Raw genomic sequence first — 17,049 nt, forward strand, 5'->3', positions numbered from 1 at the left:
GACTCACTGTCCGCGGACGTTCGGTAGCGCCGGTCCGCGATAGGTGTCCACCGATTCGATCGGGCCCGGCGGCCGGCGACAGGCCAACACTTCGGCAGGAAAGCCGAGCGCGTAGAACAGACGGAACTGCGCGCGGTTGAAATCGGCAACCGTGCTGTAGTAATTGACATAGGCCTGCTGCAGTTGTTGCAGCGAGGCCACGACTTCCTGGGGCCGGTTGACGAGCGAAAGAATATCGTTGAAGCGCTGCGTCTGGCCCATGCCGATCAGGTTGCCGCGATACGATTCCAGCCCCTTCTTCAAGCCGGCTTCGGCCTGTGTGACGCGGAGCGTGGCGGAATCGACGTCGGCCTTGGCCTGCGTCACTTCGGCCGCCACATGATCTTGCATGTTAAAGAGCTCGATGTTGGCCAATTCGGTTTCGCCGCGCTGCTCGCGCACTTTGGCCTGATAACCGAATCCGAGATTATCCAATTGCCACACGGCCTGCGCCGCGACGTCGCCGCGGCCGTCCCATTGGTTCAGATTGCCGTTCGAACCGGTGCCGAAAATGCCTCCCTGAAAATAGAAGTCCGGCGTGCCGTTGCCGGTAATCAGCAGTTGGGGCATCAGCGGTCGCATCCGCTCTTTCTGCAAGCGGATCACATTCGCGCGTACAAGCGCCCGGTTAGACGCCAGCTCAGGCCGGTTCATCAAGCCGACCACGATCAGGTCATCGACCATCCAGCTTGGCTCGATGAGCGCGACCTGCATGTGGTCGGGTTCCAAGGGAACGACGACCGCCGACGGATCGAGCCGAAGCACGCGTGTCAACCTTGCGCTCGAGACGCGCCACTGCTGCCGCGCAATTTGCGACGACTGTTCAAGCTCGGCCAGCAGCGTGCGGGCCCGGTCGATCTCATCCGGCGCGACCAGCCCGCGGGCCAGCGTTTCGACCCGGCGCACGACGTCGCGCGCCTTGGCCGTGGCGTCGGTCATCGCCGCGTAGGTGCCGCGTGCCATCTGCACGGTGAAATACGATTCGGCCGTGATTTCCAGGGCTTCATTGCGCGCGGTTTGCGTGTCGATGCGCCTCGCGGCCAGCACCTGCCGCGCCGCGAGCGGTTCGAACAAGGCGTCGGCCGTCCCCACGCGCAGGATGAGCCCGCCGCCAGCGATCAACGAGTTCGTGCTATCGACCGCCAGGCTGCCGTTGGTATTTTGAATGCCGCCGGAATGCCGGATGTACGCCGTGCCCGCGTCCAGGTTCGGCAGCCACAGGACATTCGCCTTTTCGGCCTGGGCCGCCGCGATTTGAACGCGCGCCTGCGCGGCCGCAATCAACAACGGCCGGCCATTCGATAGTCGCAGGGCCGTTGCCAGATTGATCGGCAGCGGCCGATCGCCCGGCGCAAGCTCGCCCGGCGGTAGTACGCCCGGGGTGCCGGAATCCGAGAGCACGGGCCCCGTCAGCACGTCGCGCTCTCGCGGCGGAGGAAACGCCGGTACCGCAATCGCGCCGACCGATGGGGTGGCGATTCCCTGGCTCGTCGACGGCAGTCGCGTCGGGCCTTGCGGTCCGGTTTGCGGTTGGCCGGGCGGGGGTGGCACCGCCTCGGGTTGTGCCGCACGCTGCGCAACGGTCACGACCTGCGCCGGCAGGCGCGCAGCACCGCAGAGTGCCATGGCCATCGCCATCGCCAACGCTGCGCAGCACCGCCACCGGAGCATTGTCCGAGCCATGTTTCGGCGGCAGGCTGGCCTCGCCTCAGGGGGCGGCGAGGCAGTATGAGCCATCGCGGGTTCCTTGTGCGTGAGCATCTGCGAGTTGCCAGCAAGCGCGGTTTGGCACGTGCGCGGGCGAGCGCGTGCTGGTCGTGGCATGGAGATCGAGCGAGAAGAGGACCTTGGGAGTCGAACGGACTTGCGAGCAGACGGGGAAGGGAAAATGGTGCGCGGCGAAAGCGCATTTATTCGGTCTGTACTGTTCGCATCGGACTTGGCGCAAGTGCGGCATGAGCCGGTGGTAGCGGCCGCCTATCACCGGTCGAACCGGCATTCTCTGTCCAGCTTTCCAAAGCTTTCTGCGTCGTCACAACCAGCGTGGTACGTTCCTGAAGTGCTGCGCGCAGGGACTCTTCGCCCGAGCGGCACGCGCCCGGCGCCCGCCTGACGTCGGGCGATAGCAGTGCCTGCGCGCTCGCGGCCGGAACTCCCACGCTGCTTGCACAAGCGCCCTGCCGCGCCCCCCCGCCGCCCGCTACCCCCCCGAGAAGCCCTCGCCAGCCACGCCCGAGAAAGGTCCGCCCGCCGTGAATCCCGTCTTTTTCGCGATGAAGCACCCGATCACCACGCTCATGCTGGTGGTGGGCCTGGTGTGCAGCGGGGCGATGGCCTTGAGCCGCATGCGCGTCGACATTTTTCCGCCGCTCAACGAGCCGCGGATCTACGTCTTCTTACAGTACGGCGGCATGAGCCCGGCCCAGATGGAAGGGCTCATCGTCAATCAGTTCGAACTGATGTTCCAGTACGTCGACGGCATCAAGGAAATCGAGTCGCACAGCATTCAGCAAGTGGCGCTCGTGAAGATGTCGTTCTTTCCGGGCACCGACATGGGCGCCGCCGAAGGCGAAGTCGTCGCCATGGCCAACCGCGCCATGTCGCGCATGCCGCCGGGCACATTGCCCCCCATGATCATGCGCATGGACGAAGGTAGCGTGCCGGTGGGCTACCTCGTGCTGACCAGCAAGACGACACCCTTGGGATTGGTCGGCGACATCGCGATGAACGTCATCCGCCCGCTCGTGCAATCGAACGTGCCGGGCACCGTGGCCACCGCGCCGTTCGGCCCGAACGTCCGCACGATCCTGGTCAACGTCGACCCGCAGAAGCTGCAGAGCTACAACCTGACGCCGCAGGATGTGGTCAATTCGCTCATGTCGGGCAACGTGATCGTGCCGGCCGGCAACTTGTACATCAAGGACCAGATGCCGCTGGTGCCCAATAACGCGTTGGTGGACGACATTCAGGAGATCGGCAAGATCCCGCTACGGCTGGGGTCGAATCTTTACGTCCGCGACGTTTCGACGGTCGAGGATTCGACCGACGTCAATTACGGCTACGCGCTCGTCGATGGCAAGAAATCGGTCTACTTGCCCATCATCAAGAAGGACACCGCTTCGACGTTGACGGTCGTGGCCGACGTCTACAAGTCGTTGCAGGTGTTCAAGGATGCCGTGCCCAAGGACGTCGAAGTCACGTTCCAATTCGACGAATCGCCGACCGTGAAAGACGCCATCCGCAGCGTCGCCACCGAAGGCTTTATCGGCGCCACGCTCACGGGCTTGATGATTCTTATCTTTCTGCGCGATCTGCGCAGTGTGATCGTGGTGGTGCTCAATATTCCGCTCGCGCTCACCGGCTCTTTGGCCGGGCTGTGGCTCACGGGAAACACGATCAACATCATGTCGCTGGGCGGGATGGCGCTGTCGATCGGCATGCTGGTCGACGAGGCCACGGTCTCGATCGAAAACATCCAGGTCCAAATGACCAAAACCCGCCGGCTCGCCCGGGCGGTCGAGCGCGGCAGTATGCAAACGGCCGTGCCTCGTTTGTTGGCGATGCTGTGCATTCTGTCGGTCTTCATCCCGGCCTTCGTGATGCAGGACCCGATCAGGTCGCTGTTCATGCCTTTGGCGCTGGCCGTCGGCTTTGCGATGATCTCGTCGTATTTGCTGTCGAGCACGCTGGTGCCGATCGTGTGCGTGTGGCTCTTGAAGCCGCATGAAGAGCACGAGGGAGGCGAACACGCCGAAAAGAAAGATTGGTTCGAGGGGCTGCAATCGCGCTTCGAAAAGATCGTCACGTTCATGGTCGGCCATCGCAACCTGATCGTGCCGGCCTATTTGATCGGCTGCGGGTTGATCCTGGGCTTCGGCGGCATGCAACTCGGCACCGAGCTGTTTCCGCAGATTGACTCCGGCGAATTCGTGTTACGCTACCGGCCGCCGTCGGGCTCGAATTTCGAGATCACGCGGCAAATGGGCGTGAAAATCCTGCAGGTCATGCAAGAGGACGTCGGGCCCGAGAACATCGACATCTGCCTGGGCTATGCCGGGCAGATCGCGCCGAACTTCGGTATGAACAACATCGTGCTCTTCATGCGCGGACCTGACGACGGCTGGCTGCGCGCCAAGTTCCGCGAAGGGGGCGGCGTCAAGCTCGATGCCTTTCGCGAGCGCATGCGCAAGGCCCTGCCCGAAAAGATCGTCCCCTACATGGCCAAGCTCCTGGAGGGGTACGGCGTGCCGGCCGACGTGGCCGCCAAGCGGGCCCAGGACTGTATCTTCGGCTTCGAACCCGGAGATATCGTCAGCGAAGTCATGAGCTTCGGATCGCCGACGCCAATTGAAATTCTGGTGGCGAGCCCGAACATTCCCGAAGCCGTCAAGCACGCCGATAAAATCCGGGCCGAAATGGCCAAGATTCCCTGGCTGCGCGACGTGCAATTCCATGAATCTCTCGCTTATCCCTCGGTGGAAATCGACATCGATCGCGAGAAGGCCGGTCTGTCCGGCGTGACCGCGCAGCAGGTCGGCAACGCGGCCATCGTGGCCACGTCGAGCAGCCGCTTCATCGCGCTCAACTATTGGCAGAATCCCAAGACGGGCTTCGACTACCAGGTCGAAGTGCTCGTGCCCACGCAGCGCATGACCTCGATCGATCAGGTGTCGACGCTGCCGATCGAGCGGATCAACAACGCCGTGAACCTGATGGTGCGTGACGTGGCCAACGTGCGCGAGACGAGCATGATGGAGCAGATCGACCGTATCGCCTCGCAGCGATACGTCAGCATCACGGCCAACGTCGAAGGCGAAGACATGGGACGCGCCGCGCGGCAAGTGTCGGCCGCTGTTCGGGCGGCTGGCGAACCGCCGCGTGGTGTCCGCGTTATGACGCGCGGCCAGTTTCCGCCCATGATCGACATGTTCGAAGGCTTGGGCGTCGGTCTGGGCATCGCGGTGGTGGTGATCTTGATCCTGTTGACGGCCTACTTCGAATCGCCGCGGCTTGCCGTGATCGCCCTCGGCGCCGTGCCCGGCGTGCTTTCGGGCATCGTGATCATGCTGCTCGTGACCGGCACCACGCTCAACCTGGAATCGTTCATGGGAACGATCATGTGCATCGGCGTTTCGGTATCGAACTCCGTGATGCTCGTGACGTTCGTCAACGAACATTGGCGCGGCGGCATGCCGACCGTGCAAGCCGCCATTAGCGGCGCCGCCGAGCGATTGCGGCCGATCATCATGACCGCCTGCGCCATGACGGTGGGCATGGTGCCCATGTCGCTCGCGCTCGAGGCGGGAAGCCAGATGCAGGCGCCGCTGGGCCGGGCCGTGATCGGCGGTCTGGTGTGCTCGACCTTTGCCACGCTTTTGGTGGTGCCCTCGATCTTCGTGGTCGTGATGGGGCGCCAATCGCCGCATTCCATCTCGGTTCATCCCGATGATCCAGAAAGTCCGCACTATGATCCACAAAGTTAACGTCGCACCTACCGAACGCGATAACGGCGGCCGCTACGGCGTGCTCGTCGCGCTGGCCGTGCTGCTGGCAGCACTTCCCGCGGGCTGCGGCCGGCATAAGACGGTCGAAGCCGAGGCAGTTTCCGACGCGCCAACCGTGCGGCTCGTCAAGGCCGCGCGCCGCGATCTGGTGCGGTCCGTCGGGCAGCCATCATTCATCGATTCCTATGAACAGACCGCGGTGTACGCCAAGCTGCCGGGCTACATCCTGAAATGGAACGTCGATATCGGCGACCGCATCAAGCAAGGCGAGCTGCTGGCGACGCTCTTCATTCCCGAGCTCGAACAGGAACTGAATCTGAAAAAAGCCCAGGTGACGATGGACACCGCGCTTGTGGCGCAGGCCAATCGCCTGGTGGAAGTGGCCGCGGGCAATCTGAAGGCCGCGCAGGCAACGGTCGTGCAAAACACGGCAGACGTCGGCAAGTACCAGGCCCTGGTCAAGCGCTGGGATTCGGAAGTCGGCCGGCAAGTGGCGATGGTCGACGAGCGCGTGCTCGACCAGCAGATTCTAGGTGAATCGCGCCGCCAGCTCGAATCGAGCCAGGCCGCGAAAGACGCGGCCGACGCGGCCGTGAAAACGGCCCAGGCCACGGAGCTGGCGCGCGAAGCCGATCTGGAAAAATCCAAAGTCGACGTCGAAGTAGCGACCGCCCGGCTCGAAGTCGCCAAGGCCGACGAGGAACGTGTTGCCGCTCTATACAGCTATACGCGGCTGACAGCCCCCTATCAAAGCATCGTGGTATTGCGCAACGCCAACACGGGTGACTTCGTGCTGCCGGCGACGGGCGATCCTTCGGCCTCGAATCGAGCGCCTGATCAGTCGGCCACGCGTGCCTCGCCGATCTACGTGCTGGCTCGGACCGACGTCGTGCGCGTGTACGTCGACGTGCCCGAGTCCGAGGCGAACTATATCGTCAGCGAAGTCGACAAAAAGGCAGGCGATCCGCGCGAAGTGACCAAGGCCACGGTCCGCGTCGCGGCCTTCCAGAACGACGATATCCCGGCAACCGTGACGCGCAGCTCGTGGGCCCTGAATATGAGGAGCCGTACGCTGCGGGCGGAAATTGACTTGCACAACCCTGACGCAAAATTGCTGCCCGGCATGTACGCCTACGGCAACGTGACGATCGAGCGTCCCCAAGCGCTGGCCTTACCGCAAACGACCGTGGCCGAGCTCGGCAACCAGATTTGCTGTTTTCTGTACGTCGATGGCAAGTCGATTAAAACGCCCGTGCAGACGGGCTTACGCGCTGACGGCTGGATCGAAGTGCTGAAGAAGCAGGAGAAGGGTGCGTGGGTCGACTTCGCGCCCGAAGACCAGGTGATCGACGCGGACCTCAGCGAGTTGGTCGACGGCGGCGCAGTGAAAATCGCGCCGGCCGTGAAGTGACCGGGCTTTTGCGACAATCTTGTGGCGCGGTCGTATCGGCCGCTCTGAATTGCTGGCGTTACGAGATTAACGCGGCACAGAGACGTCAACGCGGTGCGGGAGGTTCTGGCTTTCGCGGGAAGCGCTCAGCATTTCCTGCCGGCCAAGATGCAAGCGAGACGCCTGCACCACAAAATGCCGACGGGAGACGAGTTGTGGTGCGGCCGTCTCGGCTGCACCGTCTGCAGGAAACGGTCAAACGCCGTTTTTACTCCGCCGCCGGCTTAGCAGCCGCCTGAGCTTCGGCCTTGGCGGCCGACGGCGCCGGCAAGTACTTGTCGAACCAGTCGCCCAGCGTGACGAAGTCGGCCAGGATCGTGGCCCAGCCGTGGCCGCCCCCCTTTTTCACGATCAGTTCGGCCGGCACGCCGGCTTCCTTGAGCCGGTCGATGATGATCTCGGATTGCTGCAGCGGCACCAGTTCATCGGCATCGCCGTGGATGATCAGCACCGGTGCGTCGTCTTTCGTGACGTGATAGATCGGCGAAATCTCTTTGCAGATCTTTTCGCGCGTCTCCAGATCGACGGGCTTGAACAGCTTGCTGCCAGCCTCCTGCTCGTGAAAGTCAAACGGCGCCTTGAATTGATGATTCGGCTCGATCCCCAGGACCTTTTCGCCCATCTTGCCGTAGTTCAAGAAATCAGTAGGCGGAAAGAAGCAGGCCACGGCCTGCACCCGGCTCGAGGCGCGATCGACGGGATCTTTGGCTTTGGGATTACCTGTTTCACCGGCGCACCCCATCATCAGCGACAAATGGCCGCCCGCCGAGGCGCCGCTGATGCCGATGCGATTCGGATCGATTTGGAAGTCATCGGCGTTGGTGCGGATGTAGCGCACCGCGCGGTGCAGGTCGGCGACCATCTCCGGAATCGTGAATTTCGGCTGGCTGCCATGCACCACGGCAAAGACGGTGTACCCCCGCTTCATCATGTCGAAGACGAAGATCGGCTGGATCTGATCTTTGCTCGACACCCAGCCGCCGCTCATCACCAGGATCACCCCGGCGCCGTTCGGCTTCTCCTTGGGCGTGAACACGTCCATCGTCAGAGCGGTGCCGAACTTGCGCCCGTAGATCACATCCTGCTGACGATCAAAAGCGTAACCAGCGGCCAGGCTGGGGGCCGCACCGGCGACCAGGCTAGCGATCGATACGAGCAGAGCCAGGAACAACTTCCTCATCGAAACACCTTGGAGTGAGGCAGGAAACATGCGGGCCGCCGCGGCCGATTGGGGGCCGTCCGGCTGCGATGCGGGGACTCATTTTGTTGTAATCGCCGGTCGGCCCAGCGTCCACACCGCTTGCTGCTGCAACCCTGCTCACCGAAGAGAAGAACTGGGCGGAATCGGCCCGCCAGCGCCTTATGGAGTCGGGCTTCGGCGGAAACCGGCCGCTAAAATCGAATGCCTATAGCCCACCATCTTCTCTGGGGACACGCGCCATGCAACAAATCAAGATCTTCAAAGGCATCGAGAACGATCTGTCGACGCTCGAGGCGGAAGTCAACGCCTGGCTGGCCGAGTCGGGCGCTGACGTGATTCGCATATTCGGCAACATAGCTCCCCAAAGCGGGGCCGCGTCACGCAGATCGGACAGCCTCTCGCACACCGACTATCCTCCTTCGGATGTCCTGTTGGTGGTGCATTACAACAAGGCCAAGTAACGCGCGGGACGACCTCGCGGCGATAAAGGCTGCTTCTCCACGGTTGTGCCTGCGCGAACATTCCATGTGGATTTCCTGTCCTGGCACGCATCGGTGAAAGGCCGTGCGGTTTGAAAGAAGACAACGCGCAGGAGACGCAGCATGGCGATTCCCGTTTTTCAGGTGGACGCTTTTACGAACCGTGTGTTCGGCGGCAATCCGGCCGCCATTTGCCCGCTCGACGAGTGGCTTCCCGATGCCACCTTGCAGGCGATCGCGGCGGAGCACAATCTTTCGGAGACCGCCTATCTGCGCCGCTCGTCCCCAGGCGTTTACGATCTCCGCTGGTTTACGCCCGCCGTCGAGGTCGATCTGTGCGGGCATGCCACGCTGGCCTCGGCCCTGGTCGTGTTTGATCATCTTGAGCCGTGGTTGAACGAGGTGGGTTTCGACACGCGCAGCGGACGCTTGCTCGTGCGCCGCGCGGACGGCCGTTTGTTAATGGACTTCCCCTCCCGCAAGCCGGTCCCCTGCGAGGAGCCCGTGTTTCTGATCGAGGGATTGGGTTTGCGACCGCAACAGGTGCTGAAGGCGAGCGATTACGTCGCCGTGTATGCGACCGAAGAGGAAGTGCGCTCGCTCGAGCCGGACATGCGCTTGCTGAAAGAATTGCCGAGCCGGGGCGTTATCGTCACGGCGCCCGGCAGGGAGGTCGATTTCGTTTCACGCTTCTTCGCTCCGCAGTCCGGCATCGACGAAGATCCGGTCACGGGCTCGGCGCATTCCACGCTCATTCCGTATTGGTCGGAACGATTGCAGAAGTCGCAGTTGCATGCTCTGCAAGTGTCGCGTCGCCAAGGGGAACTGTGGTGCGCGGATCGCGGCGAACGCGTCGAGATCTCCGGACAAGCAGTGCTTTACTCGCGCGGCACGATTCTCATCTAGTTCCCAGCCGCTTTCCGTCTACCCGGCGCGACTGCTAGTCGGTCGACCGCCCTCGACGTAAAATGACCGCGATTATTGAACCGACAATCGATTCCTCGAAGGCGGATAAGAGCGGATGCCCAGTCCCAAAGCAGTATTCGGCGGCGAAGAGATGTTTCGCGCATCGCCCGAGCGGCTTTACGCCCAGCTCACCGATCTCGATCGCATGGCGAAGATGCTGCCGGACGTGGTATCGACCGAGCGCGTGGATGATCATTCGCTGCGCGCCGTGGTACGGCCGGGCTTTTCTTTCTTGCGCGGGACCATGCGATTATTCATTGCGCTGGCCGATCTGGCACCGCCGACGGCGGCCGGAATGAATGTCACGGCCGAGGGGATCGGCGTCTCGATGCGCGTGGCTTCGACATTGCGGATCGCCGCCGAGGGCGCGGGCTCGAAGCTGACCTGGGAAGCGCGGCTGGAAGAAGTGAAGGGGCTGGCCGCCGCACTCAGTCCCGGTTTGATCAAGGCCGCCGCGGACCAGGTCATCCGACACGCCTGGCAGCAAGTACGGGCCGAACTCGGCGAATAGCTTATCGGCGGTTTCAAAACCTGAAGCGGGTGGTGCCACTGTGGCTTGTCCACCAGTGCTCTCCGCGGGGTCTTTCCATGGTAGACAAACTACCCGTGGCACGCTGCACAGGTGTTGCAACGTATTGACATTGCGAGTTACGAGAAGGCGGCAAATTCCTTGCCGAGCAATGCCGACGCAATCTTCAGTTTCATGATCTCGTCGGTCCCCTCGTAGATGCGGCAAACGCGCACATCTTGCAGGTGCCGGCCCACTCGATAGAGCTCGGACCAGCCGCGGCCGCCGAAGATTTGCACGGCTCGATCGGCCGCATCCCAGGCGGCGTTGGTGGCAAAAAACTTCGCTTCGGCCACCAGGAAATCCGCGCGCGAGGCCAGGGCCGCGTCACTGTAATCAGCGTCGCTGGCTGCCTTGGCCACGGCCGCGCGTTCGACCAGGGCGTCGCTCGCGGCGCGAACCATTTCGATCTGCGCGATGTGTTCCTGCACGAGCTGGTGTTTGCCGATCGGCTTGCCGTGCTGCACGCGCGTGCGGGCGTAGTCGAGCGCCTCGGCAAGGCAGTCCTCGATCACGCCCAGGCAGCCCGCCGCCACGCTTAACCGTCCCGAGACGAGCGTTCCCATGGCAACGCGGAAGCCGTTTCCCTCTTCGCCCAACAGATTCTCGGCGGGCACGGGATGATCGGTCATCTGGAACATGCCCGTGTTCGCGGTGAACATGCCGGGCTTGGCGTGCAAATCCTCGGCTTCGAAGGTGGCGCCGGCGGTGTCGACGATGAACGCGCTCATGCGGCGCTCTTTGCCGGTCTTGCCCTCGGGATATCCGAACGCCACCACGGCGTTGGCAATGCCGCCGTTGGAGATCAGATACTTCACGCCGTTGAGCAGGAAGCGATTGCCGTCGCGCCGATAGGTGGTGGTCATCTCCAGCGGATTACTGCCGGCGTCGGGCTCGGTCAGCCCGAAGGCCAGGATCATATCGCCGCGCGACGAGGGCGCGAGGTAGCGACGATGCTGATCGGCATTGCCGTAACGCAGGATCGGGTGTTGGCCGATCGACGTCTGACCGGAAAAGAACGTGCGCACGCCCGTTCCTTCGCGCCCGATGCGTGCAAGCGCCCTGGCATAGGTCAGCGAGTCGGCCCCGCGGCCACCGTACTCGACCGGCACCGGCATGCCGAGGATCTTGTACTTCTTGGCCAGCTCGATCGTCTGCTCGTTGAAGCGGTGCTCCAGGTAACACAGCTCTTCGCTGGGACGCAGCTCCTGGCAATAGGCGTCGACGTCGGCCAATAGTTTTTCGCTTGCCTCGGGTGTCATGTTTTTACTTCCGCTGGCGCGACGCGATGGGCGTTGCAAAGGTGAAAACGCAAAGAGTGCTGCGGCACCGCCCTGTGCAATTCGAGGCGGCGCTTCGCTGGAGACTTGACTAAGAAACACGCCGCGACGGTTACTACCTGTGGGGCCGATCGAGTAAACGTCGCAGGTGAACTTCCACGCAGCCAGCCAGGATACCGGGGTTATAGCCCCCTTCCAAGACACTAACCAGGCGCCCGCCGGCGTACGTGTCGGCAACGTCGAGTACGGCATCCGAGAGCGGTTCGAAATCTTCGATCTCCAGACCTAGCGACCCGACGGGATCCTCGGCATGGCTATCGAAACCGGCGCTCACCAGCACCAATTGTGGCTGCGTGCGAGAGGCAAAGCGCTCCAACGCGTCACAGAAGCAGCGGATGTATTCCTTGCGCGACAAACCGAATTCCATCGGCAAGTTCAAAGTGGTGCCCAGCGCGTCGCCGGTGCCGGTTTCATCCTTCCAGCCAGTGCCGGGATAAAACGGCCAGCGGTGAATCGACAGGAACGCAACCCGCGGATCCGCCCAGAACATGTCCTGGGTGCCGTTGCCGTGATGGACGTCCCAGTCGACGACCATGACGCGATCCAAGCCCAGCTCGCGCGTGGCCACCGCCGCCGCGACGGCCACGTTGTTGAACAGGCAGAAACCCATCGGCGCGTCGACCAAGGCGTGATGCCCGGGCGGCCGCACCAGGCAGAGAGCGTTCCGGTCCTGGCCCGCCACGACACGCCGCACGGCGTCGGCTGCCGCGCCTGCTGCCAATCGGGCGACATCATAGCTTTGCGCGCACACGACCGTGTCGGTCTCGATGTGACCTCCGCCGGCCTGGGCAAAGCGAGACAGCTCCTGGGCGTAATCCAACGAATGGACCAGTCGTAGCGAGTCGTCCGAAACCGGCTCCCAAGCGGTCGTCGCGCACCGACCCTTCAACCCGGTCCGAGTCAGATGCGCGACAATCTGTTCAAGCCGTTGAGGGCGTTCAGGATGCGCGCCGGTCCTGTGGTCGAGAAACCGCGGATCGTAATAGAGCAGCGTCATCTTTTTGCCCGTCGTGGTCAGCCGATCCTGGGTCAAACAGGTTGACCGAGGGGAGCCATCGTAACTCTAGGGAGGCGAGATTGGGGCTGTCAAACGGCACCTCGCCGAGCGGCTACGCCGGGCCCCTGCCACCGGAGAAAGGGGGTCACAAAAATCGCGTAAACTGCTGTCATACCAAGGAGAAACGGCTTGACGGCGCGCGCAATTCGGTGGTAGCCTAAAGGTGTTGTGTGGAGTGGGAAAAGCCTGCTTCGACGCCGCCTGGGGGGAAGGTTGGCGTGGGTAAGGCTCGCGCTGCTTTGCGCGGAACATTCGGTTCTGCAAAACAATCGATCACGCCTGACGCACGAGTCCGAGTCGAACGAGTCATTTCTGCATTTTGCTCGTCGTGTCAGGATAATAGAAAAAGCGACCCTAGGGACCGACGCTGCGCGGCAGGGCAGACGTTGTTGCCGGACACGGCGCGGACTACGATTTTTCATCATGCTAGCGATGTCGCGAAACCCCTGGCGAACTTGTCTTTGCGTGGCGGCTTTGGGCTGCCTTTGCGCCGAACTGGTTGTGCCTGCCGCGGGAAAAGCGCCCCCCGCGAAGCGACCGCCCGCTGCCGCGAAGAACAAAGCCTACGAGGAGCTCCCGCTCGGACCGCCCGACCCCAAGGAGTGGAAGCTCAAGAAGACCACTCTCATGGCCGAGGGGAAGTTCCCTGAGGGGGCCGAGGGGCAAGACGACGAGAAGATGTTCGACGACCACTACAAGCGTCTCGTCGCGGAAATGACGCACTGGAATGTGCGCGACAGCCTGCACTTGAAGTGGCGGGAAATCAAAAAAGATCTCAACGGCTTCGGCCGGGCCCCCGATAAGTCGCTCCATGTGAAGCTGCGCGACATGATGGCCAAGAAGCTCCTCCCCTTCTTGATCAATGGCCCGAAATTCAACCCCGCGGCCCGCTTCAATGCTCTGCTGGCCTACGGCGAGTTGAACACCGACGAAGGCGACCTCGGGGGCAACGGGTGCGTGCCTTACGGACCGGCATTACCGCTATTGATCGACGTCCTGAAGAACAAGGACGCCAAGTATCCCGACTATTTGCAACTGGCCGCGCTGACGGGCGTTATCCGCCATATCCTGGCGCCGAAGAATTCCGTCACGCCGGAGAATCGCAAGGAGCTCGTTCAGGTTCTGGCCGCCACGTTGCGGAAGCCGGCTGCCGAAGGCGGGTCGTCCGACGTGCAAAACTACACGCGTCGTCGCGCGTCGGATCTGCTGCGCCTGCTGGCCCGCTGGCCCGAGGCGAACAATGCGGACGTCGTCACGGCACTGAATCAATTTGCCACGGACGAGGATGCGCCCCTGGATGACCGGTGCGAAGCGATTCGCACGCTTGGTGTGCTCGATAAGAAAAGCTATCCAGAAAAGAATGTGCCGGCCGTTGCGCGAACCATCGCGCTGTTGGTCGCCGAAGTCGGTCGCCAGACGCCGGCTCTCGAAGCGCCGGCGGAAGCTGAAGAGGAACCCGAGGCCGATGTACCGGCCGAGGGAGCGGAAAATGGCGACGCCCCCGCGGTTGCCGCTAGCGCCGAGCCGGCCGCGGCCGACGGTGCCGGCAGCCCCGACGCCGAGGGGGCCGCAAAACCGCCGGCTGACCCGCCGGCCGTAGCCGCTGACGGAGCGGTAGCTGATGCCGCGGTGCCGGCCGAAGCGCCGGTCGCGAAGGCGCAAAGCTCCCTGCCGCCTGACCTGCAGGCTTATCTGCTGGCCTGTTTGCGCTGCGGCGTCGCTGGTCCGTCGCCAGATATTCAAGGGCGTGGCCTGGCGAGTGCCGCCTCGGCCGACAACAAGCAACTTCTGGACGATATGGTGGCCAAGGTCGACGAGATGCTGAACGTCGTCAAACGCAAGAAGCGCGAGGACAAGCTCAACGAAACCGAGATTCGTAAATTGCAAGACCTGGCCACCGGTGTCGAAGCGATCATCGGGCACACGCCCCCTGATGCCGACGGCACCACGGAACAGGCCCGGGCGCAGCGAAATTGAGCTGCGAAACTGAAGGGCGGGAGTGAATCGCGAATCTGAGTTCGCCTGAACAAAGAGCGCAGTGCCGCGAGAGCGGCAACGAGATGCGAGTGCAGGACGCACGCCGGGCATCTCGCCGGAAAGGGATTTCCTGAATCGTGGCAAAAGGATTTGCCTGAGATGGGTTTCTGTCAGCGATACAGCCTGATGCTGCCGCTCGGCCTCGCGGCCGGGGCGATCGCTTCGATGGCGATCGGCTGTCGTTCGCTGGAAACGCCGGCCGATCTAACGGCCGCGCTCGGCAGTCAAGAGCCGGCCCGTACGGCCACGCTCGTCGACCCGGTGCGCCGGCCCGTGCCGCTTCCTGAGCCGACGCCCCCGCACGAATTCCAGGAGGACGGCTGGACACTGACCGCGGTTGCCGCTGACCAGCCCGACGCGCCGGCGTTCCGCTGGCAACATGCAGGCCTGGCAAAACTGCTGGCGCTGCCGCCGGAGGATCGTCCGGACGTGGCTGCATTGCTGACGGCCGACGATCCGGTGGCCGCCACGAACGCGGCCATCCTGCTGGCCCGTGCCGGCGACGAAAGCGTCGACCGTTGCCTGATCGAATCGGTGCGCAACGAGAAGCTGAATCTGCCGCAGCGCCTCGCCGCGGTCGAAGCGATCGCCGCTGAAGACGCTGCCATCGCCGGCCCGGCACTGGCGGAACTGCTCGACGAATTCTCCGACGCGGGCGACTCACGGTACTCGGCAGAGTTGCACGCTGAACTCATGCGCGGGCTCGCCAAGCACGTCGACGCCTCGGCCAGTCATTACTTTGCCGACGGCCTGGTTTCCAAGCATGCCGAAGTGCGGCAAGTCGCCCTGTACGCTTACACCGTGAGCCGGACCGGCGTGTTGCCTGGCCAGGCGCTGGAGTTACGCAAGGACGCCAATCCACGCGTGCGCGCCGCGGCGCTTGCCTGTTTGGCCGCGCGGCGTCATCCGCAGGCACTCGAATTTGCCGAAGCGGCCCTTTCCGACTTTCATCTGGACGTGCGACTGGCGGCGGTTCAAGCGCTGGGCGAATTAGGCAATGCGCAGGCACGCACCGACTTGCAGCGCCTGTTGATCCACGAGCCCGAGACCATTCGCGCGGGCGCCATTCTGGCCTTGGCGGCCACGGGCGACGACATCACGGTATTTGCCTCGGCGAACGACGCGTCATGGCAGGTGCGGCGCAGCGTCGCGCAATCGCTCGGCCGCTTCGTGACGCCGCGTGGCGCCACGATCGCCCGACAATTGCTGGCCGATCGCAGCGCCGAGGTGCGTCGCGCCGTAATCGACGCTCTTGGCTCGTGGCCCCTGTCGCAAGGCGGACCAATCCTGATCTCGGCCATGGCGGACGCCCCGCAGGTTACGCGCAAGCAGGCGGCCGAGAAGCTGGCCCAGTTGTGGCCTCCGGCGCGGGAATTCACCAGCGACGCCCCTCCCGAGCGCCGAGCCGAGCAATTGAGCGCCATCCAGGACCACTGGCGGCATGCGCAAATCGGCGGCGAGCCTTGGGCGGTCGCACTGCCGGCATCGGCCGCGCCCTCTGAGGAACCCAAAGTCGACGAAAATCCAACGAGCACGTCGCTGGCCGCACATCACCGCCTGCTGAACACCAGCGACCCGATGGTCGACCTGGTCGATCAACTGCTGGTCGAAGACGTTCACGCCAGGCGTGCCGCGGCGCATCGCCTGGCCGAGATGGCCGGCGAGAGACAGCCCTTCGACGAAATGACGCTTGGTCAGTTGGCCGACGTGGCGATGGCCGAGACCGACCCCTTGGTATGGCGCGACCTGCTGCGGAGCGTGAAAGATAGCGCGAGCCCCTCGGCCGCGCGGATGGCCTCGGTCGGTGTCAGTCATGCTTCGGCCGATGTGCGCCGTTTGTCGTGCGGGTACCTGGCCGCACACAGCCATCCGGAACATGCCGTCGTTTTGTATCGCCTGCTCGGCGATCCGAATCGAGCGGTTGTGCTGGCGGCGATCGACGCCCTGAGCGTGCCCGACATGGCGGCCGATCCGGCGCCGCTCGAGCGACTGCTCGGAAGCGATGACGGAGCCCTGCGCGTGGCGTCGGCACGCGCCCTGGCTGTTAACGGTCATGCGACGGGAGCGCCGGCGCTTGTACGTTTAGCTGGTGACGCGGATGTGGAAACTCGCCGCCTGGCGGTGACGGCCATGGGCCAGTTGCGTGACGTCTCCTACGTCGACGCGTTGATCCTGCGCCTGGATGATGAGTTGAGTGTTCGACTCGCCAGTGTGGCGAGCCTGGCGCAAATCGTGGGACGCGACGTCACGGTGGCAGAGGGCAGCACGCCTGCCTCACTGGCCGACCAGGTGGTCGGATGGAAGAAGTGGTGGGCCGAGCAGCCGCAGCAAACGGCGCAGGCCCAGCGATCAGCCGAAGCGCCTCAGCGCCGCTAGCGCCCACGCTGATGCGTCGAGGCGGCCTCACG

Annotated in this window: 11 protein-coding genes; 7 read left to right on the forward strand and 4 right to left on the reverse strand. The window is 63.6% G+C overall.

The genetic code is table 11. The features are described 5' to 3' along the window. Window positions 1-3 precede the first annotated feature (3 nt). Complete coding sequence (locus tag VHD36_14620; protein ID HVU88551.1) at window positions 4-1,665, reverse strand: hypothetical protein; 1,662 nt, start codon at window positions 1,663-1,665, stop codon at window positions 4-6. A gap of 626 nt (window positions 1,666-2,291) precedes the next feature. On the opposite strand from VHD36_14620, the gene VHD36_14625 reads away from it, so the two are divergent. Next, entirely contained in the window at window positions 2,292-5,522 is a 3,231-nt protein-coding gene (locus VHD36_14625) for an efflux RND transporter permease subunit (GenBank protein HVU88552.1), read from the forward strand. Continuing rightward, on the forward strand, window positions 5,506-6,954 hold the full coding sequence (locus tag VHD36_14630) for an efflux RND transporter periplasmic adaptor subunit (GenBank protein HVU88553.1): 1,449 nt from the start codon (window positions 5,506-5,508) through the stop codon (window positions 6,952-6,954). Before VHD36_14625 ends, VHD36_14630 begins: the two co-directional genes overlap by 17 nt. 247 nt (window positions 6,955-7,201) lie before the next feature. On the opposite strand, the gene VHD36_14635 is transcribed toward VHD36_14630, so the two are convergent. Beyond that, complete coding sequence (locus VHD36_14635) at window positions 7,202-8,173, reverse strand: alpha/beta hydrolase (GenBank protein HVU88554.1); 972 nt, start codon at window positions 8,171-8,173, stop codon at window positions 7,202-7,204. Window positions 8,174-8,433: 260 nt separating this feature from the next. Here VHD36_14635 and VHD36_14640 point away from each other — a divergent pair, with 260 nt between their 5' ends. From VHD36_14640 to VHD36_14650, 3 genes are all read left to right on the forward strand, one after another. Further along, window positions 8,434-8,655 (forward strand): hypothetical protein, encoded by a 222-nt coding sequence (locus tag VHD36_14640; GenBank protein HVU88555.1) that lies wholly within the window; start codon window positions 8,434-8,436, stop codon window positions 8,653-8,655. A 141-nt stretch (window positions 8,656-8,796) separates the two neighbouring features. Beyond that, on the forward strand, window positions 8,797-9,579 hold the full coding sequence (locus VHD36_14645; protein ID HVU88556.1) for a PhzF family phenazine biosynthesis protein: 783 nt from the start codon (window positions 8,797-8,799) through the stop codon (window positions 9,577-9,579). A 115-nt stretch (window positions 9,580-9,694) separates the two neighbouring features. Next, the gene (locus tag VHD36_14650) at window positions 9,695-10,150 is read left to right on the forward strand and encodes an SRPBCC domain-containing protein (protein HVU88557.1); all 456 of its coding nucleotides are present in this window, start codon (window positions 9,695-9,697) and stop codon (window positions 10,148-10,150) included. A 137-nt stretch (window positions 10,151-10,287) separates the two neighbouring features. Here VHD36_14650 and VHD36_14655 read toward each other — a convergent pair whose 3' ends face one another. Both VHD36_14655 and VHD36_14660 read right to left on the reverse strand, forming a co-directional pair. Then, window positions 10,288-11,469 (reverse strand): acyl-CoA dehydrogenase family protein, encoded by a 1,182-nt coding sequence (locus VHD36_14655; protein HVU88558.1) that lies wholly within the window; start codon window positions 11,467-11,469, stop codon window positions 10,288-10,290. A gap of 133 nt (window positions 11,470-11,602) precedes the next feature. Beyond that, window positions 11,603-12,580: a histone deacetylase gene (locus VHD36_14660; GenBank protein ID HVU88559.1), complete on the reverse strand. Its 978-nt coding sequence runs from the start codon at window positions 12,578-12,580 to the stop codon at window positions 11,603-11,605. Between the two features lie 525 nt (window positions 12,581-13,105). On the opposite strand from VHD36_14660, the gene VHD36_14665 reads away from it, so the two are divergent. After that, window positions 13,106-14,581 carry a hypothetical protein gene (locus VHD36_14665; GenBank protein ID HVU88560.1) on the forward strand — a complete coding sequence of 492 codons (1,476 nt, stop codon included), beginning with the start codon at window positions 13,106-13,108 and terminating at the stop codon, window positions 14,579-14,581. A gap of 159 nt (window positions 14,582-14,740) precedes the next feature. Continuing rightward, window positions 14,741-17,017, forward strand: a complete 2,277-nt coding sequence (locus VHD36_14670; protein ID HVU88561.1) for a HEAT repeat domain-containing protein — start codon at window positions 14,741-14,743, stop codon at window positions 17,015-17,017. Window positions 17,018-17,049: the final 32 nt, after the last annotated feature.

It is taken from the genome of Pirellulales bacterium, assembly GCA_035546535.1.
In the GTDB taxonomy this organism is placed as follows: domain Bacteria; phylum Planctomycetota; class Planctomycetia; order Pirellulales; family JACPPG01; genus JACPPG01.

Bases quoted from the DNA above. Each gene is read 5' to 3' on its own strand.
- VHD36_14670 (HVU88561.1), top strand. From the start codon at position 14,741: ATGGGTTTCTGTCAGCGATACAGCCTGATGCTGCCGCTCGGCCTCGCG.
- VHD36_14620 (HVU88551.1), bottom strand. From the start codon at position 1,665: ATGGCACTCTGCGGTGCTGCGCGCCTGCCGGCGCAGGTCGTGACCGTT.
- VHD36_14650 (HVU88557.1), top strand. From the start codon at position 9,695: ATGCCCAGTCCCAAAGCAGTATTCGGCGGCGAAGAGATGTTTCGCGCA.
- VHD36_14630 (HVU88553.1), top strand. From the start codon at position 5,506: ATGATCCACAAAGTTAACGTCGCACCTACCGAACGCGATAACGGCGGC.
- VHD36_14645 (HVU88556.1), top strand. From the start codon at position 8,797: ATGGCGATTCCCGTTTTTCAGGTGGACGCTTTTACGAACCGTGTGTTC.
- VHD36_14635 (HVU88554.1), bottom strand. From the start codon at position 8,173: ATGAGGAAGTTGTTCCTGGCTCTGCTCGTATCGATCGCTAGCCTGGTC.
- VHD36_14655 (HVU88558.1), bottom strand. From the start codon at position 11,469: ATGACACCCGAGGCAAGCGAAAAACTATTGGCCGACGTCGACGCCTAT.
- VHD36_14640 (HVU88555.1), top strand. From the start codon at position 8,434: ATGCAACAAATCAAGATCTTCAAAGGCATCGAGAACGATCTGTCGACG.